The 22,665-nt window shown below is 66.1% G+C and carries 30 protein-coding genes; 18 read left to right on the top strand and 12 right to left on the bottom strand.

The genetic code is table 11. The annotated features are described in order from the left end of the window. The 3 genes from EAO80_RS07970 to EAO80_RS07980 all read left to right on the top strand — a co-directional run. The coding region (locus EAO80_RS07970) for a transcription initiation factor IIB family protein (protein WP_122089396.1) at nucleotides 1-211 on the top strand (211 nt) is incomplete at its 5' end. Nucleotides 212-313: 102 nt separating this feature from the next. Further along, entirely contained in the window at nucleotides 314-1,621 is a 1,308-nt protein-coding gene (gene nreA, locus EAO80_RS07975) for a DNA repair protein NreA (protein WP_122089397.1), read from the top strand. Nucleotides 1,622-1,673: 52 nt separating this feature from the next. After that, nucleotides 1,674-1,898: a hypothetical protein gene (locus tag EAO80_RS07980; RefSeq protein ID WP_122089398.1), complete on the top strand. Its 225-nt coding sequence runs from the start codon at nucleotides 1,674-1,676 to the stop codon at nucleotides 1,896-1,898. On the opposite strand, the gene EAO80_RS07985 is transcribed toward EAO80_RS07980, so the two are convergent. The 3 genes from EAO80_RS07985 to EAO80_RS07995 are packed head-to-tail and all read right to left on the bottom strand — an operon-like array spanning nucleotide 1,899 to nucleotide 3,430. Next, the gene (locus EAO80_RS07985; protein ID WP_122089399.1) at nucleotides 1,899-2,441 is read right to left on the bottom strand and encodes a DUF302 domain-containing protein; all 543 of its coding nucleotides are present in this window, start codon (nucleotides 2,439-2,441) and stop codon (nucleotides 1,899-1,901) included. Nucleotides 2,442-2,482: 41 nt separating this feature from the next. Then, on the bottom strand, nucleotides 2,483-3,139 hold the full coding sequence (locus tag EAO80_RS07990) for a CPBP family intramembrane glutamic endopeptidase (protein ID WP_122089400.1): 657 nt from the start codon (nucleotides 3,137-3,139) through the stop codon (nucleotides 2,483-2,485). Continuing rightward, nucleotides 3,140-3,430, bottom strand: coding sequence for a DUF5789 family protein (locus EAO80_RS07995; RefSeq protein WP_122089401.1), 291 nt, complete (start codon nucleotides 3,428-3,430; stop codon nucleotides 3,140-3,142). An 81-nt stretch (nucleotides 3,431-3,511) separates the two neighbouring features. On the opposite strand from EAO80_RS07995, the gene EAO80_RS08000 reads away from it, so the two are divergent. Continuing rightward, on the top strand, nucleotides 3,512-4,087 hold the full coding sequence (locus EAO80_RS08000; protein WP_122089402.1) for a GNAT family N-acetyltransferase: 576 nt from the start codon (nucleotides 3,512-3,514) through the stop codon (nucleotides 4,085-4,087). On the opposite strand, the gene EAO80_RS08005 is transcribed toward EAO80_RS08000, so the two are convergent. Then, complete coding sequence (locus EAO80_RS08005; RefSeq protein WP_122089403.1) at nucleotides 4,081-4,332, bottom strand: hypothetical protein; 252 nt, start codon at nucleotides 4,330-4,332, stop codon at nucleotides 4,081-4,083. The genes EAO80_RS08000 and EAO80_RS08005 overlap by 7 nt on opposite strands. Before the next feature lie 91 nt (nucleotides 4,333-4,423). Between EAO80_RS08005 and EAO80_RS08010 the strand changes: the two genes are divergently transcribed. From EAO80_RS08010 to EAO80_RS08025, 5 genes are all read left to right on the top strand, one after another. Further along, nucleotides 4,424-6,106, top strand: coding sequence for an acyl-CoA mutase large subunit family protein (locus tag EAO80_RS08010; RefSeq protein WP_122089404.1), 1,683 nt, complete (start codon nucleotides 4,424-4,426; stop codon nucleotides 6,104-6,106). 69 nt (nucleotides 6,107-6,175) lie between these two features. Further along, the gene (locus EAO80_RS08015; protein ID WP_122089405.1) at nucleotides 6,176-7,000 is read left to right on the top strand and encodes an aldo/keto reductase; all 825 of its coding nucleotides are present in this window, start codon (nucleotides 6,176-6,178) and stop codon (nucleotides 6,998-7,000) included. A 47-nt stretch (nucleotides 7,001-7,047) separates the two neighbouring features. After that, nucleotides 7,048-7,575 carry a hypothetical protein gene (locus EAO80_RS08020; protein WP_122089406.1) on the top strand — a complete coding sequence of 176 codons (528 nt, stop codon included), beginning with the start codon at nucleotides 7,048-7,050 and terminating at the stop codon, nucleotides 7,573-7,575. Nucleotides 7,576-7,613: 38 nt separating this feature from the next. Then, complete coding sequence (locus EAO80_RS19610; RefSeq protein ID WP_162993922.1) at nucleotides 7,614-7,763, top strand: hypothetical protein; 150 nt, start codon at nucleotides 7,614-7,616, stop codon at nucleotides 7,761-7,763. A 52-nt stretch (nucleotides 7,764-7,815) separates the two neighbouring features. After that, nucleotides 7,816-8,004 carry a DUF7333 family protein gene (locus EAO80_RS08025; RefSeq protein WP_122089407.1) on the top strand — a complete coding sequence of 63 codons (189 nt, stop codon included), beginning with the start codon at nucleotides 7,816-7,818 and terminating at the stop codon, nucleotides 8,002-8,004. A gap of 69 nt (nucleotides 8,005-8,073) precedes the next feature. On the opposite strand, the gene EAO80_RS08030 is transcribed toward EAO80_RS08025, so the two are convergent. The 4 genes from EAO80_RS08030 to EAO80_RS08045 all read right to left on the bottom strand — a co-directional run bounded on the left by EAO80_RS08030 (nucleotide 8,074) and on the right by EAO80_RS08045 (nucleotide 10,280). Beyond that, nucleotides 8,074-8,472 carry a TRAM domain-containing protein gene (locus EAO80_RS08030; protein WP_122089408.1) on the bottom strand — a complete coding sequence of 133 codons (399 nt, stop codon included), beginning with the start codon at nucleotides 8,470-8,472 and terminating at the stop codon, nucleotides 8,074-8,076. 83 nt (nucleotides 8,473-8,555) lie between these two features. After that, nucleotides 8,556-9,191 carry a YkgJ family cysteine cluster protein gene (locus EAO80_RS08035; RefSeq protein ID WP_122089409.1) on the bottom strand — a complete coding sequence of 212 codons (636 nt, stop codon included), beginning with the start codon at nucleotides 9,189-9,191 and terminating at the stop codon, nucleotides 8,556-8,558. Between the two features lie 36 nt (nucleotides 9,192-9,227). Further along, nucleotides 9,228-9,968 (bottom strand): MBL fold metallo-hydrolase, encoded by a 741-nt coding sequence (locus EAO80_RS08040; RefSeq protein ID WP_122089410.1) that lies wholly within the window; start codon nucleotides 9,966-9,968, stop codon nucleotides 9,228-9,230. 30 nt (nucleotides 9,969-9,998) lie between these two features. Beyond that, nucleotides 9,999-10,280 carry a winged helix-turn-helix transcriptional regulator gene (locus tag EAO80_RS08045; protein WP_394343434.1) on the bottom strand — a complete coding sequence of 94 codons (282 nt, stop codon included), beginning with the start codon at nucleotides 10,278-10,280 and terminating at the stop codon, nucleotides 9,999-10,001. Between the two features lie 120 nt (nucleotides 10,281-10,400). On the opposite strand from EAO80_RS08045, the gene EAO80_RS08050 reads away from it, so the two are divergent. The 4 genes from EAO80_RS08050 to thsA all read left to right on the top strand — a co-directional run bounded on the left by EAO80_RS08050 (nucleotide 10,401) and on the right by thsA (nucleotide 14,309). Continuing rightward, the gene (locus EAO80_RS08050; RefSeq protein WP_122089412.1) at nucleotides 10,401-10,799 is read left to right on the top strand and encodes a PPOX class F420-dependent oxidoreductase; all 399 of its coding nucleotides are present in this window, start codon (nucleotides 10,401-10,403) and stop codon (nucleotides 10,797-10,799) included. Nucleotides 10,800-10,838: 39 nt separating this feature from the next. Beyond that, nucleotides 10,839-11,549, top strand: a complete 711-nt coding sequence (locus EAO80_RS08055; protein WP_122089413.1) for a class I SAM-dependent methyltransferase — start codon at nucleotides 10,839-10,841, stop codon at nucleotides 11,547-11,549. 63 nt (nucleotides 11,550-11,612) lie between these two features. Next, nucleotides 11,613-12,569: a glycosyltransferase family 2 protein gene (locus tag EAO80_RS08060; protein WP_122089414.1), complete on the top strand. Its 957-nt coding sequence runs from the start codon at nucleotides 11,613-11,615 to the stop codon at nucleotides 12,567-12,569. A gap of 180 nt (nucleotides 12,570-12,749) precedes the next feature. Continuing rightward, a complete protein-coding gene (gene thsA, locus EAO80_RS08065; RefSeq protein WP_122089415.1) occupies nucleotides 12,750-14,309 on the top strand; it encodes a thermosome subunit alpha in 1,560 nt (519 codons plus the stop codon). A 47-nt stretch (nucleotides 14,310-14,356) separates the two neighbouring features. Here thsA and EAO80_RS08070 read toward each other — a convergent pair whose 3' ends face one another. From EAO80_RS08070 to EAO80_RS08080, 3 genes are all read right to left on the bottom strand, one after another. Then, nucleotides 14,357-14,968, bottom strand: coding sequence for a hypothetical protein (locus EAO80_RS08070; protein WP_122089416.1), 612 nt, complete (start codon nucleotides 14,966-14,968; stop codon nucleotides 14,357-14,359). 142 nt (nucleotides 14,969-15,110) lie between these two features. Beyond that, complete coding sequence (locus EAO80_RS08075) at nucleotides 15,111-15,884, bottom strand: SAM hydrolase/SAM-dependent halogenase family protein (protein WP_122089417.1); 774 nt, start codon at nucleotides 15,882-15,884, stop codon at nucleotides 15,111-15,113. Then, entirely contained in the window at nucleotides 15,881-16,399 is a 519-nt protein-coding gene (locus EAO80_RS08080) for a nicotinamide-nucleotide adenylyltransferase (RefSeq protein ID WP_122089418.1), read from the bottom strand. The genes EAO80_RS08075 and EAO80_RS08080 overlap by 4 nt, the downstream gene beginning before the upstream one ends. 117 nt (nucleotides 16,400-16,516) lie before the next feature. Here EAO80_RS08080 and lonB point away from each other — a divergent pair, with 117 nt between their 5' ends. Continuing rightward, complete coding sequence (lonB, locus tag EAO80_RS08085) at nucleotides 16,517-18,553, top strand: ATP-dependent protease LonB (RefSeq protein WP_122089419.1); 2,037 nt, start codon at nucleotides 16,517-16,519, stop codon at nucleotides 18,551-18,553. A 1-nt stretch (nucleotide 18,554) separates the two neighbouring features. After that, nucleotides 18,555-19,259 carry a CPBP family intramembrane glutamic endopeptidase gene (locus EAO80_RS08090; RefSeq protein ID WP_122089420.1) on the top strand — a complete coding sequence of 235 codons (705 nt, stop codon included), beginning with the start codon at nucleotides 18,555-18,557 and terminating at the stop codon, nucleotides 19,257-19,259. On the opposite strand, the gene EAO80_RS08095 is transcribed toward EAO80_RS08090, so the two are convergent. Then, on the bottom strand, nucleotides 19,256-19,714 hold the full coding sequence (locus tag EAO80_RS08095) for an MGMT family protein (protein WP_122089421.1): 459 nt from the start codon (nucleotides 19,712-19,714) through the stop codon (nucleotides 19,256-19,258). The genes EAO80_RS08090 and EAO80_RS08095 overlap by 4 nt on opposite strands. Nucleotides 19,715-19,791: 77 nt before the next feature. Between EAO80_RS08095 and trpC the strand changes: the two genes are divergently transcribed. From trpC to trpA, 3 genes are read left to right on the top strand one after another with little or no spacing between them, the layout of a single operon-like run. After that, complete coding sequence (gene trpC / locus EAO80_RS08100; RefSeq protein WP_122089422.1) at nucleotides 19,792-20,544, top strand: indole-3-glycerol phosphate synthase; 753 nt, start codon at nucleotides 19,792-19,794, stop codon at nucleotides 20,542-20,544. Next, entirely contained in the window at nucleotides 20,541-21,779 is a 1,239-nt protein-coding gene (trpB, locus tag EAO80_RS08105; protein WP_122089423.1) for a tryptophan synthase subunit beta, read from the top strand. The genes trpC and trpB overlap by 4 nt, the downstream gene beginning before the upstream one ends. Continuing rightward, nucleotides 21,776-22,657, top strand: coding sequence for a tryptophan synthase subunit alpha (trpA, locus tag EAO80_RS08110; protein WP_122089424.1), 882 nt, complete (start codon nucleotides 21,776-21,778; stop codon nucleotides 22,655-22,657). Before trpB ends, trpA begins: the two co-directional genes overlap by 4 nt. The last annotated feature ends 8 nt before the right edge of the window (nucleotides 22,658-22,665 follow it).

Genomic DNA, 22,665 nt, shown 5'->3' on the forward strand with positions numbered 1-22,665 from the left:
AGCCAACGAGATCATCGAAACCACCGCCGAAAAGGGCCTGCTCTCGGGGAAGTCCCCGACGGGCTATGCCGCCGCGGCGATCTACGCCGCCTCGCTACTCTGTAACGAGAAGAAGACTCAACGCGAGGTCGCCGACGTCGCCCAGGTCACGGAAGTCACCATCCGGAACCGGTATCAAGAACAGATCGAAGCGATGGGGATCCACAGCTAACCCGACCTCTCACTGCGGTCGGCGTTCCGCGTCCCATAGTGAATCGCCTCCGAACGCCCGCCAGCCGAACGTTCAAGCCGCTTCGCGTCCTAGAAGAGACGAATGCGACTCGACGAGTATCTCGAGGGGTTCGAGCGCGACGAGGCCGCCGAGCGCCGCCGGCTCGCCCGCGAGAAGTCCTACGGGATCACCCGCTACCTCGACGAGGTCGAGGACCGATTCAACGACGCGCTCTCGGGGGACTCGTTGGTCGGTTCGACGGCCCCCTCCATTTTCGTCGGCCACTCGAACTACCCGAAGGTGTCGACCGGCCTGCTCTCGCCCGTCGGTGACGAGGACCGTGCGTCGGAATATGCCACCGACGGCGAGTGGTACCGTCAAGGGCTCTCGATCGACGACGTCGTCCAGCGCCGGACTGGACTGTTGAACGCCAACCGATTCACCGACGTCCGCTCGGTCGGGGAGAGTCCGGCCACCGACAAGACGGGCTCGCCGAACGTTCACGACGTCTGGGACGGCTTCGTCGGCACCCAGCGGGAGGTCGCCATCGCCGACCGACCCGTCGACGTCGAGATCGGGCTCTCCGATTCACGGCTTGACTTCGATTTCCCCGACGGTGACACCGCCGCGCCACGGGGCCCGCGCACGGGCGCCGAATCCGCGACTCTCACCGAGAACCCCCACGTCCCCCGCGCCGTCGAAAAAACGTTAGAGGACGACGACTGGCGTGCCGAGGGCGCGATGAGCTATCTCTACCGACGAGGGTTCGACGTCTACGAGATCAACCGCATCCTCTCGGCGGGCGCGCTCGGCGAGGCCGACACTCGACGATTGGTCCCCACCCGCTGGTCGATCACCGCCGTCGACGACACCGTCGGGAAGTTCCTTAGAGGATCCATTCGCTCGAACCCGAGCGTCGACGAGACGCAGGTGTTCTCCAGCGAGTACATGGGCAATCGCTACTGGGCGGTCCTTTCTCCGGGCAACTGGGAGTTCGAACTCGTCGAGATGAAGGCACCGGGAAGCGTCTGGAACCCCGTCGGTTCGGACGTCTGGATCGCGAGCGACCACGAGGGCTACGAGGGCCGAACGGGGTATGTCGACGGCGGCACTGCAGGAGCGTACTACGCGACCCGGCTCGCCGCCCTCGAGTACCTCGAAGAGATCGGCCGGCAGGCGAAGGTGCTCGTGTTGCGCCACGTCTCCGACGAATACTGGGCGCCGGTGGGAGTGTGGCAGATCCGCGAAAGCGTGCGGGACGCCTTCGAGGGCGAAAGCGGGGTCGCCGAGACCTTCCACGAAGCAGTTGGCGGAATCGAACCGCATCTCCCCGTCTCGACGGGGCAGTTGCGGCGGTCCTCGGAGATGGTCGCGGGCGTGCAGGCCTCCCTTGCGGACTTCGCGCCCTGACCGCAGACAGGCAGGGGCGAACGCTTATTCGCCCCTCGTCCGTAGCGGGCCCATGGACGCGGACGTACTGATGGCCGTGGGCTCGTTTTCCCCGGTCGAACTCGGCCTGCTCGCACTGATCGGAGTGACGATCGTCCTGCCCGTCGTGCTGGCGCTGGCGCTCGAACGGTTCGTCTACGAGGGCCGGGCGGCCGACCCGGTCGGCTTCGCGGAGTTCGAGGGACGCTTCGAGAACGGGGAGACGTGGGCCGAGCAGATCCGCGAGAACGAGGAGTAGCTATTCGTCGTCATCGCGCCGGGCACCCGAGTGCTTGCCCTGTCCCTCGCGTTTGCCGCCCTGTCGTCCACGCGGTTCCTCACCACTCCCGGACGCGTCGGTCGTCTCGAGGTCGTCGAAGGCCTCCTCAACCATCCGCCCTGTCCCGTCGACGACCGCTTCCCAGTCGTCGTTGTCGGGGGCGATCCCGTTCAGCCGGGCGATCTTCATGATCGAGACGTGATAGACCTGCTGGAGGCCGGGCTCGACCTCCCAGACGACGACGTTACAGGGGAACAACGCACCGATCTCGCGGGTGACCTCGAGGGCCTTGTCGGCCATCTCGGGGTTGCACGCGCCGAGCACGTAGTAGGGGTCGCGATCGGCGTCGATCTTCTCGCGCAACAGGTCCGAGGGCGAGAACTCGACGGGCACGCCGAAGCCGGCCGATTCGAACGTCTGTCGGACGTGCTCGATCGCCTCGTCGTGGTCCATGTTCAGCGTCACGCTTCGTTCGCCGATGTCAGCTCGGGTGAGCTGTTCCGGATCGATCGGAAGGCTCATGTCGGGTACGTCGTCCGAGGGCGCCAAAAAAGACTCGCCGGCTACAGCGGCAGGGGGAGCCACGAGAGCCACTGGAGAACCCGGTCGGGCGAAACGAGCGGCTCGTGGAGGACGAGCCAGTCGAGCAGAACGAGTCCGCCGCCGTGGGCGACGACGGAGGGCAGGATCGAGTCGGCGTGATAGTCGACCGCGCCGAACAGCACGTCCGTCGGCCCCGAGAGGATCAGCTCGACGGGGGGTTTGGAGACGTGAAGCAGCGTGTACAGGACGGGGCTGATGAAGATGCACTTCGCGCCGAGGTCCCTGACGCCGACACAGAGCAGCCCCCGGAAGTAGGTCTCGGTGGCGAGCGCGAGGACGAACAGCTGGATCGCGTGGGGGACGAACGCTAGGTCGGGCGTCGTCTGCCACATCGGGTAGAACTCCCGGACGCTGGGGAGCGTCGAACCCACGAGATAGAAGGGCAATACGAACACCGAGAGCAACAGCGTATCGCGGATCGCCCGGCGATCTATTTTCCAGCCGATGTGTCTACCGTGGACCAGCCCGAGGCCGAGCGGGATCACCAGATACAGCAGGGTATCGCGGACGACCCGCTCGGTGATCGATGTCGTCCCCCAGCTCACCCAGACGACGAGAACGACCCCCGCGACCAGCAGGGCGCGCTGAATCCACGAGAGCCGCTCTGCGATCGCCATCTACTCGTCGGTCGGTATCGGCCCGTCACCGGTGACCTCGCGACAGGCGGTGACGAACTCCTGTCGGCTCTCGAAGTACGGGTTCTCGACCGAGTCGAGCAGTTCGCCGACGGCCTGCGGTCCGTCGGGGGTTCGGACGACGCTGTCGCCCTCCTTGCGCCTGATCTCGCTTTGCTGGACGGGCCAGTTGAGTCGGGAAGCGACCCGCGCGATGGGGGCTCCATCGACGTCCGCACCCTCGCCGAGTTCGACGAGCGGGGCGTCCTCCTCCTCCTCTTCGTCGTCGCTCATGGCCGTCGATTCGCGAGGGGCGTGATTCAAGCTTTCGATCGGCCTGAAAGGCTTTTACTGCGGGCAATACAACGACTCGGTATGTACGTCCGAGGTGCCAAGAATCGAGACGAGGCCTGGCTCCTCGACGAGATCGAGCGACTGGATCTCGACGAGGCGGCGTTTCGCTCCCGGGAGTACGTCGTCGCGCTCGACGAGGAATCGGGCGAGAAGGCCGGGTTCGGTCGACTGCGACCCCACGAGGAGGCGGCCGAGCTCACCAGCCTCGGCGTCACCGACCCGTGGCGCGGTCAGGGCGTCGGCGCGCACGTCGTCGAACGACTCGTCGAACACGCCGGCGACGAGGGGTTCGAGACGGCCTACGCGCTTGCACCAGAGCCCGACTACCTGCTCCAGTTCGGCTTCGAGCCGGTCGAGCGATCGGCGCTGCCCGAATCCCTCCAGGCGCGCCTCGAGGCGAAACGCGAACGTCACGACGAGGTGCTCGCGATGGGTCTGGATATCGACTCGTTCTCGATGCCCGACCGGCTCCGCGAGCGGTTCAAGGAGGCCTCGCCGGTCGCCGAGGCCGGTCCCGACGCGGAATCGATCCCGGCCGAGGAGTTCGGGATCGACCCCAAGAGTGCGACCTACAAGTACGACACCGGCCGTCAGTAGTCCTCGCGTTCGGTGATGAAACCGTTCTTGAAGGCGATCCACGTCAGCACGCTTATGAAGAGGATGGGCGGGAGGATGGCGAACCCCCAGATCGGGTTGAGTCCCCACCCGATGACGAGCACCACGTCGAAGATCCCGAGCGCCACGAACGGGAGGGTGTACTTCGTTGCCCGCCAGCGATCGCTGTCCTCGTCCGTCGGAATCGGCGAGCCCTCGCCCTCGTCGGGGGCGATCGGCGTGTCCATAGGGCTCATTGTAGCCCGGCGACAAAAAGTGACGCGAACCGCCCCGCGCGATTGACGACCGCTTAAGAGCCTGCGCACGGTAGAGTTTGGCATGTTCGACCAGAAGGAACTCGAATCGATCCGCGAGGGGAAATCACAGTGGGAGGCGGAGACGCGCGGGCCCACCGTCGAGCGCTTCGGGGAACGAAAGGAGACCTTCACGACCGACACCGCCGGCCACGAGATCGATCCCCTCTATACGCCCGACGACGTCGCGGATCTCGATTACGAGGAGGACCTCGGATTTCCCGGCGAGGACCCCTATACCAGGGGAGTCTACTCGACGATGTATCGCGGGCGCCTCTGGACGATGCGCCAGTACGCCGGCATGGGCAGTGCCGTCGAGACCAACGAGCGCTACCACTACCTCATGGACCAGGGCCAGACCGGCCTCTCGATGGCGTTCGACTTACCCACGCAGATGGGCTACGACTCGGACGCCGAGATGGCGGCCGGCGAGGTCGGCAAATCCGGTGTGGCGATCGATTCCCTCGACGACATGCGGACCGTCTTCGAGGAGATCCCCCTCGATGAGGTCTCGACGAGCATGACGATCAACGCGCCCGCGGCCGTCCTGCTCGCGATGTACATTGCCGTCGGCGACGAGCAGGGCGTCCCCCGCGAGGAACTCAGAGGAACGATCCAGAACGATCTCCTGAAGGAGTACATCGCCCGCAATACCTACATCTACCCGCCCGGTCCTTCGATGAGAATCATCACCGACGTCTTCGAGTTCTGCGCCGAGGAGGTGCCCAACTTCAACACGATCTCCATTTCGGGCTATCACATCCGCGAGGCCGGCGCCTCGGCGGCCCAAGAGCTGGCGTTCACCCTCGGAAACGGCATCGAGTACGTCGAGGCCGCGCTCGACGCCGGCCAGGACGTCGACGAGTTCGCCCCCCAACTGTCCTTTTTCTTCAACGCACACAACGACATCTTCGAGGAGGTCGCGAAGTTCAGGGCGGCCCGCCGGATGTGGGCGCGGATCATGGAGGAACGGTTCGACGCCAGTACTGAAAAAGCGAAGCAGCTGAAGTTCCACACCCAGACCGCCGGATCGATGCTGACCGCCCAGCAGATCGAGAACAACGTGGTTCGAGTGGCCTATCAGGCACTGGCGGCGGTACTGGGCGGTACCCAGAGCCTCCACACCAACGGCAAGGACGAGGCGCTCGCGCTGCCGACCGAGAAGTCGGTCAGGACCGCCCTGCGGACCCAGCAGATCCTCGCCCACGAGTCGGGCGCCGCCGACACCATCGACCCGCTTGCCGGCTCGTACTACGTCGAGGCGCTCACGGACGAACTCGAGGAGGAGGCCTTCGAGCTCATCAGAGAAGTCGACGACCGGGGCGGAATGCTGCAGGCCGTCGAGGACCAGTGGGTCCAACGGCAGATCCAAGACGTCGCCTACGAACGCCAGCGTGAGATCGAGGAGGGCGAGCGGGTCATCGTCGGCGTCAACGAGTACGAGGTGAGCGAGGAGCCCGAGATGGACATCGAGGAGGTCACCGAGGAGGACCAGCAGCGCCAGATCAGCCGGCTAGAGGGAGTCAGGGAGGGGCGCGACGACGAGGCGGTCGCCGAGGCGCTTGCGGCGCTCGAGACGGCCGCCGAGGGCACGGAAAACGTCATGCCTCCGATCCTCGACGCCGTAAAGGCCGAGGCGACGACCGGCGAGATCTGCGACGTGCTTCGCGAGAGCTTCGGCGAGTATCATCCGGGCAGCGCGCTGTGAGCCGCTTTCGAAGGACGAACTTGCTGACGCATCCCGAACGCCTATTCCTCTCACGCCCCTTTTTCGGGTATGGACTCACCGACCAGTGACGACGTAGCGACCGTGAACGGAATGCCGATGCTCGGGCTCGGCACCTGGCAAAACGAGGACGAAGAGGAGTGTGCCGAAAGCGTCCGAGCGGCCCTCGAAACGGGCTATCGCCACATCGACACCGCCCAGGCCTACGGCAACGAGGAGAGCGTCGGCGAGGGGATCGAGCGCGCCGGCGTCGACCGCGAGGACGTCTTCCTCGCGACGAAGGTCTGGATCGAGAACCTCGAGCCGGAGGACGTGGTCGAGAGCACCGAGGAGAGCCTCGAAAAGCTCGGCGTCGACTACGTGGACCTGCTGTACATCCACTGGCCGGCCGGCGAGTACGACCCCGAGGACACCTTCGACGCGCTCTCGACGCTGGTGGCCGACGGCCTCGTCGAGAACGTCGGCGTCTCGAACTTCGAGCCCGAACAGCTCGACGATGCCCGGGAGGCGAGCGATATAGATATCTTCGCGAACCAGGTCGAGTGTCACCCCCTCCTCCCCCAGGAGTCCCTGCGAGCCTACGCCGACGAACACGACATCCCGCTGGTTGCCTACTCGCCGCTGGCGCGCGGGGAGGTCTTCGACGTGCCCGAACTCGAAGAGATCGCCGAGAAACACGACGCCAGCGCCGCACAGGTCAGTCTCGCGTGGCTCCGCGAGAAGGGGATCGCGGCGATCCCGAAGGCGACCGGCGAGGAGCACATCCGCGACAACTGGGAGTCCCTGGCGCTCGAACTCGACGCCGAGGACGTCGAGGTCATCGACGGGATCGATACACAGGAACGCCAGGTCGACCCCGATTTCGCCCCCTGGTAGGTACTGTCGGCCATAAGACTAAAGATATTTTATGTTAATTGAGCGGTATGACAGCGCGGTCACGCCCGACGAGCCGGGCGGGGGCGATCCGACTCGATCTCTGGCGGTTGTACGAGCGGTGGATGGAACTGTGCTTCCGGCGAAACGACGACGCGCCGGCGGTGCGCGCGCCGGTACCGAACACGGCGGTCGGACGCCTCGCATACGGTAGCTGGGCGGTACTGGGCGCGCTGGTCGTCGCGGGCCTCTATCCGCTGGTGACGATCGGATTCGGACTACGCCCCTGGGCGCGCCGCGCCGAACGGGTGGCCGGTTTCGAACCCGGAGCCGCATGCGGCGGTCGGACGGCGATGGTCCTGCTCGCGTACCCCGCGCTCGCGATCGCGGTCGGTCTCGCGATCGCGAGCGGGTTAACGGCCGTTCCGGGACCCCATCCGACGGGGTTGCTCGGGGCCGAGATCGATCGCGGGGGGTTCGTATCGGTGATGGGGCTTGCGATCCCCGTGGGCTGGACGGTCGGTTGCGCCGTCAGGCTCGCTGACCTCGTTCGGCCCGCACGTCGGAAGAAAACCTAAACGGTTATTGCGGCGGAGGAGTGAGACGTAGGATACCTATGCCGCTCATCGACACGGTTCGGACCTATCTCACCGAAACGGAGCCGGTGATCTCTGAATGCCGACAGTGCGGAACGACGGTCGAATCGGGCGCCGAGGAGTGTCCCGCGTGTGGCGAGGCGGCGATCGCCCGCTATCACGTCGCCTGAAGCGAGCGGGGCGAACCGACAGTCTCATCCTCACCGCGACGAAGCATCGAGTATGGAGTTCGATCTCCCGAAGACGGCCGCGGTGTTCGTCGCGTTGATCGCCCTCGGCGTCGTCGGGACGATGCCGATGATGGGGGCCGGGACCGTACTCATGATGGTGCTGCCCTCGATGGTGATCTTCGGCCTGCTCGTGCTCGCGATCGGCGTCAAACACGGCGAATACCGCGCAACGACCCGATAAACCCGAGGCTCGACGGGATGTGAAAACCGGCCGATCCGAACGGACCGGCCAACGAGGGAAATTGTGGAGCTATTCGTCGATGACTTCGCCGACCGCGAAGTTCGATTTGACCTGACTGACCTCGACTTTCACCTGCTCGCCGATCTCGGCACCGGGGACGATGATGACGTAGCCACGCTCGACGCGGGCGATGCCGTCGCCCTGCTTGCCGATGTCCTCGATCTCGACGTAGCGGATCTCGCCCTCCTCGACCGGCGGTTGGGGTTCGGTGGAGGGTCGGCGGTTGGTGGTCGTCTCGGTTTCCGTGGTTTCGGTCGCCTCGCGGGAGACAAGCGCGACGCGGTACGTTTTACCGGGTTCGAGCGATCCCGTTTCGATCTCGCTGTCGGGGATCTCGACGGTGTACTCGCCGTCGCGTTCGGTGAGTTCGGCGTTGAACAGACACAGGAGCTTATCAGATATTTGCATGGAGACCTCCGGCCTAAGCGTGGGAGTCGTGCCTAATAGTAGTTACTCCCACTCGGCCCACCCGGCGACGGCCGCGCCGGACGTCATTCGCCGCGGATCTCGCGTCCGTCCGACCGCTTCGGGCCCTCCGAATCGTAGACGACGGTCGGCTCGTCGACTGGCCGGTAGTTCTCGCGCACGCCGATCGCTTCCTCGAGTTCGCGGACGGCCCGCTCCTTGAGCGCCCCGGCGAGGTCCTCGGCCTCCTCCCGCGAGATGTCGCGGCCCAGTCCCTCACACTCGTGGGCCCGTACCATCCCCTCCGAATCGACCGCCTCACCCATCGGCTGGCTCGTTCCCGCGAGCGCCACGCTGAACGGATAGGTCCGACAGATCAGCGGCCGGTCCTCGTGGACCGAACAGGCTCCTACCCCCTCGCTTTCCTCGTAGAAGACACAGTCCCCGCAGGCGTCCGTCTGCAGTGCCCACTCGAAGGTCTGACCCTCCCCGTCGTCCAGCCCGTAGGGCATGGGGCGGGCGACGTCGTTCCACTGGCGGTCCTCGGACTCCAGTTCCCTGACTTCGTCGGGGAACACCGTCGCGGTGTGTGGGTCCTCGGCCTCGCGGGTACAGCAGGCCCCACAGCGGGTGCACTCGAAGCCGATGGACTCGATGGCGTCGGCGATCTCCGCCACGTCGAGCCCGCGGGCGCGTTCGAGTTCCGCTTCGAGCGACTCCATACGAAAGCGAGCGCTTGGGAGAGGAAAAGCCCGTCGTCAGATCCGGGCGCACTCGCCGTCCCACTCGACGACTCCCTCCGCGACGAGCTTTTTCAGATGAGCTTCGACGGTCAGCGAGGCGAGATCCGCAACGCCTGAAAGGTCCTTCCCGTAGGCCGCATCCCGGACCGCCTCCATCGTGTGATTCCCGGCCTCGACCGCCCCCCGGACCCGGCGTTCGCGCTCCAGCCGGTGGTCGATCAACCAGTCGAGGCGCTCTTTCGGGTGGTCGATCGGGTCGCCGTGGCCCGGGTGAAGCGTTTTCGGATCGTACTCTTTGAGCCGCCGAAGCGAGTCGAGGTACGCCTGCATGTCTGCCCCGTCACCGCCGACGAAGACGCTGCTCTCCGCCATCACCAGGTCCCCACAGAGGACCGCGCCGTCGGTCGCGAAGGCGACGTGGTCCGGGGCATGACCGGGCGTTTCGAGCACGGAGAGGCCGGCGAGGCGATCCCCCACGGCGAACGTCTCATCGGGTTCGATCCCCGTCGCGGCCTCGAAACGCGCTTCGTGGCCCGCCAGCGCCCACACAGTCCGAGAATCGGCGTACTCGGCGAGCGCGCCGACGTGGTCGGGGTGCGTGTGGGTGACCGCGACGTGGTCCGCGGTCCCGACGGCGGCGTCGAGGGCGTCGGTGCGCGCGCCGGGATCGATCAGGAGGTCGCCAACGACGTAGGCGTTGGTCGAACCGGTCGGTGCGCGGGTGGTGGTCGAAACCGAGAACCGATCGATCTGCATGCGGGGCGTTCGCGCTTCAGCGGCGAGAACCTACCGGCGAAGCGAATAGACCTGCTTTCTCGCGTCGCGGAAGCTGTATCGGGAGCTGACGATGTCGACTTCCTCTAGGCGGTTCAGCGCGTAGCGAACGGTTCGGTCGGGCAGCAGCGATTCCTCGGCAAGCTGGCCCTGCGAGAGCGGTGCGTCGGTCTCCAAGACCTTCGCAACGAGTTTGGCGCTCGGCGGGAGTTCGACGAGGCGTTCGGTGTATTCTTCCTCCGAGAGCGACGCCTCGTCCCTCCCCTGACTGTCCGCACGTGTGCTCATACCCATCACTCGCAAGGGGTAATGGTAAACGTTGGCTATAGGTGTGTGAAAACAATATATACACAGTAAGGAGTATAATCACCATACCAAGACAACGGCTTTCCGCCGGTTCGTCGTTGATCGGGTATGGGCGAGATACCCGAGGAGTACGAGGGGCTGTTCGGCAAGAAGACGTTCGCACACGTCGCGACGCTGATGGAGGACGGGACGCCACAGGTGACGCCGGTGTGGGTGGATTACGACGGCGAGTTCGTCCTGATCAACACCGTCCGTGGCCGCCAGAAGGAGCGCAACCTGACCCGCGACCCGAAGATCGGCCTGTCGATCCTCGACCCGAACGACCCCTATACGTACGTCTCGATCCGCGGGGAGGTCGCGGAGGTGACCGAGGAGGGCGCAGTCGAGCACATCGACTCGCTGGCCCGGCGGTACATGGACGTCGAGGAGTACCCCTATCACGACGGGGAGGACGCCGAGCGCGTGATCGTCAAGATCCGACCGGAGCGCGTGATCACGGGCCAGTGAGTCAGTAGGACTTTATCCCTCGACTGAGGTAGTGGGACCGTGAAGGGCAAGGAGTGGTACCAAGCGGCCGAGGTCGCCGAGGAGTACGAAGACAAGCGGTTCTCCGGGGGCGGCCGGCTGATCGACCGTCAGGAGAAGGAGGCGGTTAGCTCCGCTCTCGGCGATCTTCAGGACAAAACGGTTCTGGAGATCGCCTGCGGGACAGGCCGGTTTTCGGTGATGCTCGGCGCACGCGGCGCCGAGGTCGTCGGCCTCGACATCTCCGATGCGATGCTCGCGCAGGGCCGCGAGAAGGCCCGCGGGGCGGGTCTCTCCGAGCGCGTCGAGTTCATCCGCGGCGACGCCGCCCGGCTGCCGTTTCCGGACGATCACTTCGACGCGGTGCTGGCGATGCGGTTTTTCCACCTCATCCCCAATCCCGATAGATATCTCGAGGAGATCCGCCGGGTGACGAAGGGACAGCTGGTCTTCGATACGTTCAACACGCCGAGCACACGCTCGATCTACAACTGGCTGTTGCCGATGGGCTCGCGGCTGTACGACGACGAGGACGTCCGTGCGATGCTCGACCGGACGGGCTACGAACTCGACGGCACGAGTCACGACTTTTTGCTGCCCTACGGACTCTACCGAGGGATCTCGCGGTCGATCGCCGACGGACTCTATCGGCTCGAATCGGGCTTGAGACACACCGATCTGGGCGACGGGTTCGCCTCAGTGTCGTACTGGAACGCCCACGTGCGTCAGTGACCGACGGACGAGGACAGTATCAGTCCACTGTATTTTTAGTGCTCCGGTCCGGTATCCGGTGGTATGGAGTTCTCCGTCGTGGTCCCGACCCTGAACGGCCGGCACCAGCTCGTGGGGTGTCTCGACGCGCTCCGGGAGCGACTGCCGGCCGCGGAGGTCATCGTCGTCAACGGGCCCTCGACGGACGGTACCAGCGGAATGGTCCACGAGCGTCCCGACGTGGACGTACTGGTCGAGATCGCCGACAGGAACATCAACGTCGCGCGAAACGCCGGACTCGAGATCGCGCGCGGCGACGTGGTGGCGCTGCTCGATCAGGGCCATCGGATCGAGGACGGCTGGGCGAGTGCGGTCGAGCGAGGGATCGACGCCGACGGGCACGCGATCACCGGGCCAACCCACCGCCCGATTCGCGGGGGGATCACCACCGAAGCCCGCGAGCACCGGACCATCGCCGGCCGGGACGTGACCTACTTCAACGGCGGGAACGTCGCGCTGAGCCGCGCGGCGGTCGAGGAGCTCGACGGGTTCGACGAGTACCTCGAAACGGGCGGCGCGCGCGATCTCGCCCACCGGCTCGCGGGCCAGAAGCGGGCGGTGAGCTGGCAGCCCGGTATGGGCGTCAAGAAGAGCGTCGAGACCGACGGCGGGGGCGACGGGGATCCACGAATGATCAGCCGGGCGAGCGCGTTTCTGGGCGACGAGGCCCACCGACGCTGGGGGCTCAAGTACCGGGCGCTCGCCTACCGGCTCGCGAAGAACTACGGCCCCCGACCCACCGTCCTCCGGCGGCTCGCGGGCCACACGGCCGTCGACGGGGTCGCCTCGACCCGCGGCGTGCTCAAAGGGGGCCTCACGCCGACGGCGTGGATCGGCGGCGGAAGCGCGGTGACCGCCAACACGCTGATCGGGCTGAAAGACGGGTTTCAAGCGCGCGTGAGCGACCGGACGCCCCGACGTAACCCCTACGGGATCTCGGGTCGCCAGGACCGAGCCGTCGAGCAGTACGACTGGCGGTGAGCGGGCCGTCGGGCCGTGACCCGCCTCGAACCGCCATCCGGACAGCGGGGCGAGTGCCATCCGATCGCCTTCCCCGGTATTGTCACTCCCTATCAGGCGGAAAATAATAGAAAAACTTATATAGAACCGCTAACGACCCATATCTGAGGAATACACATGTCACAAGCATCACAGCGGCGCATGGGCGGACAGCCGGTCTTCATTCTCAACGACGACAGCTCGCGAACGAAGGGGCGGGACGCACAGTCCTCGAACATCGCGGCGGGCAAGGCGGTGGCGGAGGCCGTACGCACCACGCTCGGCCCCCGTGGGATGGACAAGATGCTCGTCGGTTCATCCGGCGAGGTCGTCATCACCAACGACGGGGCGACCATCCTGAACGAGATGGACATCGAGCACCCCGCGGCCCAAATGATCGTCGAGGTCGCCCAGACCCAGGAGGACGAGGTCGGCGACGGGACGACGACCGCCGCGGTGCTTGCCGGCGAACTGCTCGCACAGGCCGAGGACCTCTTCGAGGACGACGTCCACCCGACGACGATCGTCGAGGGGTATCACGAGGCCGCCCGCATCACACAGGAAGCGATCAACGAGATCACCGTCGAGGGCGAGGTCGACGACGACCACCTCCGGGCCGTCGCCGAGTCCAGCATGACCGGCAAAGGTACCGGCGACATCAGTGCCGAGAAGCTCGCGGAGATCGTCGTCGACACCGTCAAAGGGGTCCGAACCGACGAGGGCATCGCGCGCGACGAGATCCGCGTCCAGACTCAAGTGGGAGGGAGTTCGAGCGCGACGAAGCTCGTCGAGGGCGTCATCGTCGACGAAGAGCCCGTCAACGAGAACATGCCCCGTTCGGTCGAGGACGGGACGGTTGCGGTGCTGGACATGGAACTCGGTGTACGGGAAGCGAACATCGACGCCGAGTACAACATCACCGACATCGACCAACTCAACGCCGCCATCGAGGCAGAAGAGGGCGAGCTCCGAGGCTATACTGAAAAGCTCTCGGAAGCCGGCGTCGACGTCGCGTTCGTCACCGACGACGTCGAGGACCGCGTCGCGAGCGCGCTCGCGGAGGCGGGCATTCTGGCCTTCGAGAACGTCGGCAACGAGGACGCCCGTGCGGTCGCCCGCGCGGTCGGCGCGAAGCGCATCGGTAGCCTCGAAGACCTCGACACCGACGACTTCGGGTACGTCGAATCGATCGCCGTCGAGACATACGGTGATGACGAGCTCGCGTTCGTCGAGGGCGGCGCCGAGGCCGAGGCCGTCACGCTGTTCCTCCGTGGGGGTACCGAGCACGTCGTCGACGAGCTCGAACGTGCCATCGACGACGCGCTGGACGTCGTGACCGCCGCACTCGATTCGGGCGGGATCGTCCCCGGCGCGGGCGCGACCGAGATCGCGATCGCCGAGCGCGTTCGGGGCGAGGCTGCGAGCGTTTCGGGTCGCAAACAGCTCGCGGTCGAGGCGTTCGCCGACGCCGTCGAGGTACTGCCCCGCACGCTGGCGCGCAACACCGGGATGGACCCCATCGACGCGCTGGTCGACCTGCGCTCGGCGTACGACTCCACTGGCAGTGCGGGCATCATCTCGAAGGGTCAGACCGGCGAGGTCGCCGACCCCATCGAGGAGGGCGTCTTCGATCCCGCCGCCGTCAAGCGCGAGGCCGTCGAGAGCGCCACCGAGTCCGCGACGATGATCGTCCGTATCGACGACATCATCTCCGCGGACTGAGCCGCGTCGCTTTCCGAAGCCGGATTCTTCGTGCGAATCGGGTCCCGTCAGTCGCTCGTTTCCGAGCCGTCACTGACGACGAGTTCGAAATAGAAGGCAGCACCCTCCGACACTTCCCCGCTTCTCGCGCCGACACCGATACGGAACCGGTACGTCTCGGGTTCCAATCCGGGCGTGTCGCTGTAGAGTTCGTAGGTTCGTGTAACCGACTCGCCGCCCTCGAGTTCCTCGACGAGGCCGATGTCCTGAACCGCGGTTACGTGCCGTCCGTTCGTGCCGACGTGACTCGATTTCTCGTAGGCGTCCGTCCAGAGCGTAACACCGGGTTCGTCGGACGCGTCCGTCGGCTCCAGCCACGGGACGCCGAACGGCCACGGCGCGCCCGAGGAGACCTCGATCGGCTCGTCGCCCTCGTTTCGGAGCGCGAACTCGATCCCGAAGGGATCGTCCTCGGTGATCGACTCACGGCGCACGTCGAACCCGAGTTCGAGCGGCAGGTTCTCGGTCGGCGATTCTTCTGCTATCGCTACGGAAACGGTGTAGAGTATGTCAGTACTGCCGTCGTTCCCCGCACCGGACGAGCCGTCACCAAGACAGCCGGCGCCGGGGACACAGAGCAGGCTCGCTGCGGTCAGTCCGAGCACGGTGCGCCGTCGCATACGGAACCGTCGGCCCGCCTCACGAAAGGTCTTCGTAGGAATCGAGCCCCAGCAACAGGACCGCCAGCCGGGAGCGAGAACGAGACGGAACCGTCCGCGGGGTTCATCCGCCAGACGCTGCACAGCAACGACGGGTAGGCCCTTAGAACGAGACCGTCACGTCGGAGCCGACGCCCACGCCGAAGGCCTCGTCGCCGCGGCCGGCGTTGACCGCGAGTTCGACGTTTCCGTGGCTGCCGACGGTGACGAGCCGATGTCCGGGTTCGACGCGCGCGTAACTCCGTTCTGCGGGAGCGGCGGTGCCGTTGACCGCGACCTCCTCGCCGAAGCGCTCCTCCAGTACGCTCCCGGGAATGTTGGTGATGGCGTTGCCGAAGCGATCCGTGACGAGTACCTCGCCGCTCGCCTCCCGGCCCCGGAGGTCGGGCTCGGGAAAGCGCAGGTCCTCGGGGTCGTCGACCGGCGAGAGCCACTCGAGTCCTCCTACCGCTTCGACGCCGGTCTCGTGGACCGCCGCGGCGGCGGGCGCGAAGACGTCGCGGCCGTCGAACGTGGATCCCTCGCCGCCGGTGGCGGGGAACTCCTCGTGGTCGGGGTCGATCGCGAACGCCTCGGGTTCGCCGAGTTCGCGTGCCGCCGGGAGGAGCACGCCGTTGTCGGGACCGACGAGCGCGTGCTCGCCTGCCTGAACGACCAGCGCGTTCCGCTCGGTGCCGACGCCGGGATCGACCACCGCGAGGTGGACCGCCGGCGGGAACCACGGCAGGACCTCCCGCAGCCAGAAGGCGGCGGTGCGGGGCTCCTGACGGGGGAGGCCGTGGGCGACGTCGACCAGGCGGGCGTCCGTCCGCGAGAGGAGCACGCCTTTCATCGTCGCCGGGTACGGCTCGCCGAAGTCGGAGGTCAGCGTGATCATATCCCGTTGGTATCGCTCTCGCTGACCCGCTGGAGACGTTCGATACCGTTGGTCTCGGAGATCACGTCGACGACGGGGTCGGGGACCAGCGACTCCCAGTCGCGGTCCTCGATCATGCGCTCTCTGACCTCGGTACCCTCGAGCTCCTCGCGGTTGAACATCGGCGATTGGCGCACCTCGACGCCGGCCTCCTCGAACAGCCGGATCACTAAGGGATTGTTCGAGTAGGCGACTTGGAACTCAGGGCTCATCGACTGGACGTGGCTAACCCAGACGGAGTTGCGATCGAGGTCCTCGATGGGGACCGCGTAAGTCACCAGCTCGTAGTCGACGAGCGATTTCGTGATCATCATGATGCGCTCGCCGGCGGTGAAGGGATCGTGTATCGAGTGGGAATCACCGGCGCTGCCGATCCCGAGGACGAGTTCGTCGACCTCGCTTGCGATCCGATCGACCATGCGGTGGTGGCCGTTGTGGTACGGCTGGAAGCGACCGATGTAGAACCCCCGTGTCATCGTCTTGACCCACCCGACAGTGCGAGCCACCAAAAGCGTAGCGAGTCGTCCACTGAGGGCGGCAGGGAGAAAGTATATCAGTTGCGCAACCCTCGTTTCCACCAGCGACCAGATTCTATGAGCAACGAGAGAGACACCGGAGATCGCCCCGTAGACGGGGTGAGCGAGTCGTCGGACATCGATCCCGACGACGCCCAAGACGAATCCCCGCAGGACGACTCGGGGGATGGGTTCGGCAGCGATGTCGACGTCGGTTTCGACGCCGACATCAAGGAGGACGAAAGCGGCCTTCTGGGAGGGTTGCAGATCGAGTCCACGGAGGACATCAAAGTCCCCGAGAAGCTCGTCGATCAGGTGATCGGCCAGGACCACGCCCAGGAGATCGTCCGCAAGGCCGCCAAACAGCGACGGCACATCCTCATGATCGGCGCGCCCGGCACCGGGAAGTCGATGCTGGCCAAAGCGATGACCCAGCTCCTCCCGAACGAGGACCTCCAGGACGTCCTGATCTACCACAACCCTGACGACGGCAACGAGCCGAAGGTTCGCACCGTGCCCGCAGGGAAGGGCGATCAGATCGTCGACGCCCACAAGGAGGAAGCCCGCAAGCGAAACACGATGCGGACCATCCTGATGTGGCTGATCATCATCGTGATCCTCGGGTATTCGCTGTTCATCGGGAACATTCTCTTAGGAATCATCGCCGCCGCGATCATCTACCTCGCGTTCAAGTACGCGAACCGCGGCAGCGACGCGATGATCCCGAACCTCCTGATCAACAACGCCGACCGCACCACCGCGCCCTTCGAGGACGTGACCGGCGCCCACGCCGGCGCGCTGCTGGGCGACGTCCGCCACGACCCGTTCCAGTCGGGCGGCATGGAGACGCCGAGCCACGACCGGGTCGAGGCCGGCGGGATCCACAAGGCCCACCGCGGCGTGCTGTTCATCGACGAGATCAACACGCTCGACGTGCGAAGCCAACAGCACCTGATGACGGCGATCCAGGAGGGCGAGTTCTCCATTACCGGGCAAAGCGAGCGCTCCTCGGGCGCGATGGTCCAGACCGAGCCCGTCCCGACGGACTTCATCATGGTCGCGGCGGGCAACCAGGACGCACTGGAGAACATGCACCCCGCGCTGCGCTCGCGGATCAAGGGCTACGGCTACGAGGTGTTCTTCGACGACACCATCGATGACACCCCCGAGATGCGCCGCAAGTACGCCCGTTTCGTCGCCCAGGAGGTCGACAGGGACGGCCGACTCCCGCACTTCACCCGTGACGCGATCGAGGAGGTCATCCTCGAGGCCAAGCGCCGGTCGGGCCGAAAGGACCATCTCACGCTCGAATTCCGTAACCTCGGCGGTCTGGTCCGGGTGGCAGGCGACATCGCCCGCGCGGAGGACGCCGAGTTCACGACCCGCCAGCACGTCCTCGACGCGAAGGACCGCTCGCGCTCGATCGAACAGCAGCTCGCCGATACGTTCATCGAGCGCTACAGCGACTACGACATCTCGATGAACGAGGGCGGCGTCGTCGGCCGCGTCAACGGCCTGGCGGTCATGGGCGGGGACAGCGGGATCGTGAAACCGATCATGGCCGAGGTCACCCAGGGCCACGGCGAAGTGATCGCGACGGGCAAGCTTCAGGAGATCGCCCAGGAGTCGGTCCAGAACGTCTCGGCGATCATCAAGAAGTTCACCAACAACGACATCAACGAGATGGACGTCCACATCCAGTTCCTCCAGTCCTACGAGGGCGTGGAGGGCGATTCGGCGTCCGTCTCGATCGCGACCGCAGTGATCAGCGCCTTAGAGGAGATCCCGATCGCCCAGAACGTCGCCATGACCGGTTCGCTGTCGGTCCGGGGCGACGTACTGCCCGTCGGTGGGGTCACCCACAAGATCGAGGCGGCCGCGAAGGCCGGTATCGACACGGTGATCATCCCCAAGTCCAACGAGCAGGACGTCATGATCGAGGACGAGTACAAGGACCAGATCGAGGTCGTCCCCGTCAGCCACATCAGCCAGGTGCTCGACATCGCCCTGGTCGGCGAACCCGAAAAGGACGGGCTGGTCGATCGCCTGAAGAACATCACGACCGCGCTCGATCGGGACCGACAGGTCCCGAGCGGCTCTCCGACGCCGCAGTAGCGTGGCCAACTGGGCGACGTTCGTCGGCCTGACGGGCGTCGTCACCCTCTTGCTTCTCGCGCTGTCTCACGCCTCGCAAACCGCGATCAGCGAACCCGATTCCGACATCGACGTCGAGCCGACGAGCGGCCTCTTGCTCGTGAACGTCGCGCTTTCACAGGGCGTCTTTCTCAGCCTGCTTCTCGCCGCCGCGTGGTACACGCAGATTCCCCGTAGCGCGCTCGGCGTCAGTGGTGGGTCGACCGGGACTGCGGCGCTCGGTGCCGGTCTCGCGGTCGGGACCGCCCTCTACGTCGCCTCGGAACTGGGTGGGGCGGTCGCCGACCGGCTGGACGTCGAGTACGACGAGGGGCTCAGAGAGCTCCTCGCACCGGATTCACCGGGCGGCTGGGCGGTACTGTTGGGGCTCGTCCTTCCGGTGATCGCCGTCTTCGAGGAGGTCCTCTTTCGGGCCGCGCTGATCGGCGCAGTAGCGGCGGGCTACGGCGTTTCGCCGTGGCTCCTGGCCGTTCTGTCCTCGATCCTCTTCGCGCTCGGCCACGGTGCACAGGGCACCAGCGGGATCGTCGTCACCGGCCTGCTGGGGTTCGCGCTCGCGGCGGCGTTCATCGTCACCGAGAGCCTGCTCGTGGTCGTCCTCGCACACTACCTCGTGAACGCCCTCGAATTCCTGATCCACGAGGGGATCGGGATCGAGTGGCTCTAAGGGCTCGATTCGAGCTCCCGAAGCCGTCGGTCGAGCCCTGCAGGGAGTGCGCTCGGACCGTCGACGACGCGGTGTGAGGGCAGCAGGATCGGAACCGGATTGGCCTCCAGGGCGGCCCGGACGACCCCCTCGTCCTCCTCGGAATCGAGCCCCGGTACCGTCCGGGTGAGGGTCGCCACGTCCGTCGTCTCCCCGTATGGGACCTCGCGCACCCGTTCGAGCACCGCACGGTGGTCCGTCGGGACCGTGAGCGCGATCGGGACGTCCTCGAAGTCGTCTGACTCGCCGGCCAGAACGCGCTCGATCTGATCGAGCAACGGGTGGCCACGCGTCGCCTCATCGGGTGGCTCCTCGGGAATCGAGAGACTGATGACGCGTCGGGAGGCGATCCCGATCCGCACCACACCGAACTCCCCGAGCGCCCGAGCGTAGATTCCCGTGTCGCTTTCGTCCATATCGATTGGAGGGCCGAGGGCGACTTCAACCCCGTGGCGCAAGTCTTATGTGCAAATCAGTACGTTAGCGTACAGTGATGAACACTAGTGATGCGCTCGCGCCCGCCGTCGAGGCGATCCTTCGGTCGGCCCGCGAGCGCGAAGGGGGGCACGAGCCGCTTGCGGTCGAGGCCCGGTCGTTCCCCGAGGCGGTCGCCGCCGCGGAGCGCGAGGGACGGGTCCCCGTAATCGCCGAGGTCAAACCCACGAGCCCGACGACGGAGGGCGTCCGGGAGGACGAGCCCGTCGAGTTGGCTCGAGAAATGGTCGCCGGCGGGGCGGCGGCGCTGTCGGTGCTGACTGAGCCCGAGCACTTCGGGGGGTCGCCCGAAACGCTGGAGCGGGTGCGCGAGGCCGTCGACGTGCCGGTGCTCAGGAAGGACTTCCTGCTTCGGGAGGACCAGCTCGACGTCGTCGAGTCCGATCTCGTTCTCCTAATCGCACGGTTCGTCGACGACCTCGCGGGGCTTATCGAAGCGGCGAGAGAACGGGGATTCCAGCCGCTGGTCGAGGTTCACACCCGCGAGGAACTCGAGGAAGCGCTCGCGGCCGGCGCGGAGATCGTCGGGATCAATAACCGCGATCTCGCCCGGTTGGAGGTCGATCTCGCGACCTTCGAGTCGGTCGCGAAGGAGGCCCCCGAGGACGTGCTACTGGTCGCAGAAAGCGGGATCAGTTCGGAGGAGGACGTCCGGCGGATGCGGACGGCGGGCGCGGACGCGCTGTTGATCGGTACCGCCATCATGGACGGGGACGTACGCGAGAACACCGAGGAGTTCACCACGCAATGAGCACGCACGAGACCAAGTTCGGACGCTACGGCGGCCAGTACGTACCCGAGGCGCTGATGCCCGCGATCGAGGAGCTGGAGGACGCGTATCAGCGGTACGTCCTCGAAAACGAGGACGGGTTCATGGACGACTTCCGCGCCCGTCTACGGGACTTCGGCGGGCGACCCACGCCGCTACAGCACGCCGAGGCGCTCTCGGCGCGTTACGACCGGGAGGTGTATCTCAAACGCGAGGACCTCCTCCACGGCGGGGCGCACAAGCTGAACAACGCTCTCGGGCAAGCGTTGCTCGCCAAATACATGGGCAAGGAACGGATCATCGCCGAGACCGGTGCCGGGCAACACGGCACCGCGACGGCGATGGCGTGTGCCCATCTGGGACTGGACTGCGAGATCTATATGGGCGAGCGCGACATCAACCGCCAGCGTCCCAACGTCTTCCGAATGCGACTGAACGGCGCGGAAATGAACCCCGTGACGACGGGACGGGGAACCCTCAAGGAGGCCATCTCGGAGACGATGCGCGACTGGGCCACCTCGGTCGAGGACACCCACTACGTGATCGGCAGCGTCGTGGGCCCGCATCCGTTCCCGCGGATGGTCCGGGACTTTCAGGCGGTGATCAGTGAGGAGGCCCGCGGGCAGATCGAGGAGAAAACAGGACAATTGCCCGACAGCGTGCTCGCGTGTGCGGGCGGGGGCTCGAACACGATGGGGGCGTTCCACGAGTTCATGGGGGAGGATGTCGATCTCTATGCCGTCGAGGCCGGCGGCAGTAGCCTCGAAGTGGACGAGAAGGGTGGCGTGGCGCCGAACTCCGCGTCGCTTTCCACTGGCAGCGAGGGCGTCCTCCACGGCGCGCGAACCAAACTGCTACAGGACTCGGACGGCCAGATCATGGAGTCACACTCGGTCTCGTCGGGGCTCGACTACGCGGGCGTCGGCCCCGAACTCGCCCATCTCGTCGACGAGGAGCGAGTGACTCCGGTGAACGTCGACGACGACGGGGCTCTCGAGGGCTTTCACCGGCTCTCCCAGTTGGAGGGAATCATCCCTGCGCTGGAGACGGCCCACGCCTTCGCCTTCCTCGAAGAGGAGTACGAGGACTTGGGAGAGGTCGTGATCGTCAACGTCTCGGGGCGCGGAGACAAGGACCTCGAATCGGTGATCGAGGAGACCGCCGAACGCGAGATCGAAGGGGCACCTGACATGGACGTCTTCCAGGGGGGACTATGAGTCGGAGTCGTATCGACGAGGCCTTCGCGGACGGGCCGGCCTTTATCCCCTATCTCGCGGCGGGCGATTCAGGCGTCTCCGGGAGCGAAGCGACCGGAGGCTCGGAAGACCTACGGTCTTCCGGCGTCGAGTCGACCAAGGAGTACGTCCGCGCGCTGGTGCGTGGCGGCGCGGACGTGGTCGAACTCGGCCTTCCGTTCTCGGAGCCGATCGCGGAGGGCTCGACCATCCAGAACGCGATCGTCCGCTCGCTCGCGGGCGGGATGACCCCCGAGACCTACTTCGACTTGGTCGAGGACCTCGACATCGAGGTGCCGATCGTCTGCATGACCTACTACAACCTGATCTATCGCTACGGCGACGAGGAGGGACCGGAGCCGTTCGTTCGGCGCGCTGCCGAGGTCGGTATCGACGGGTTCGTCGTTCCCGATCTGCCCGCCGAGGAGGCCGACCCGCTCCGGGAGGCCTGCGATTCCTACGGGCTGGACTTGGTGTTCATCGTCGCGCCGACGACGCGCGGCGAGCGCCTCGAACGCATCATGAGCCAGGTCTCGGGCTACGTCTACGTGCAGGCGCGCCTCGGAACCACGGGCGCGCGCGCCGACGTGAGCGACCAGACCGACGCGAGTCTCGAACGCCTGGAGGAGTGGGACGTCCCCAAGGCGGTCGGCTTCGGGATCAGCGAGCGCGAACACGCGGAACGCATCGTCGCGGGCGGCGCGGACGGGATTATCGTCGGCTCGGCCCTGGTCGACATCATTGCCGAGGGCGATACGGACGATGGAACCGTCGCCGAACGCCTCGAACGCAAGGCTCGCGAACTGAAGGAGGGTGCGCTCGCGGGGGCGGCTGACCGGCCGCAACCGGAACGTCCATAACCGCTCCA

Source organism: Halalkalicoccus subterraneus, from assembly GCF_003697815.1.
Lineage (GTDB): Archaea > Halobacteriota > Halobacteria > Halobacteriales > Halalkalicoccaceae > Halalkalicoccus > Halalkalicoccus subterraneus.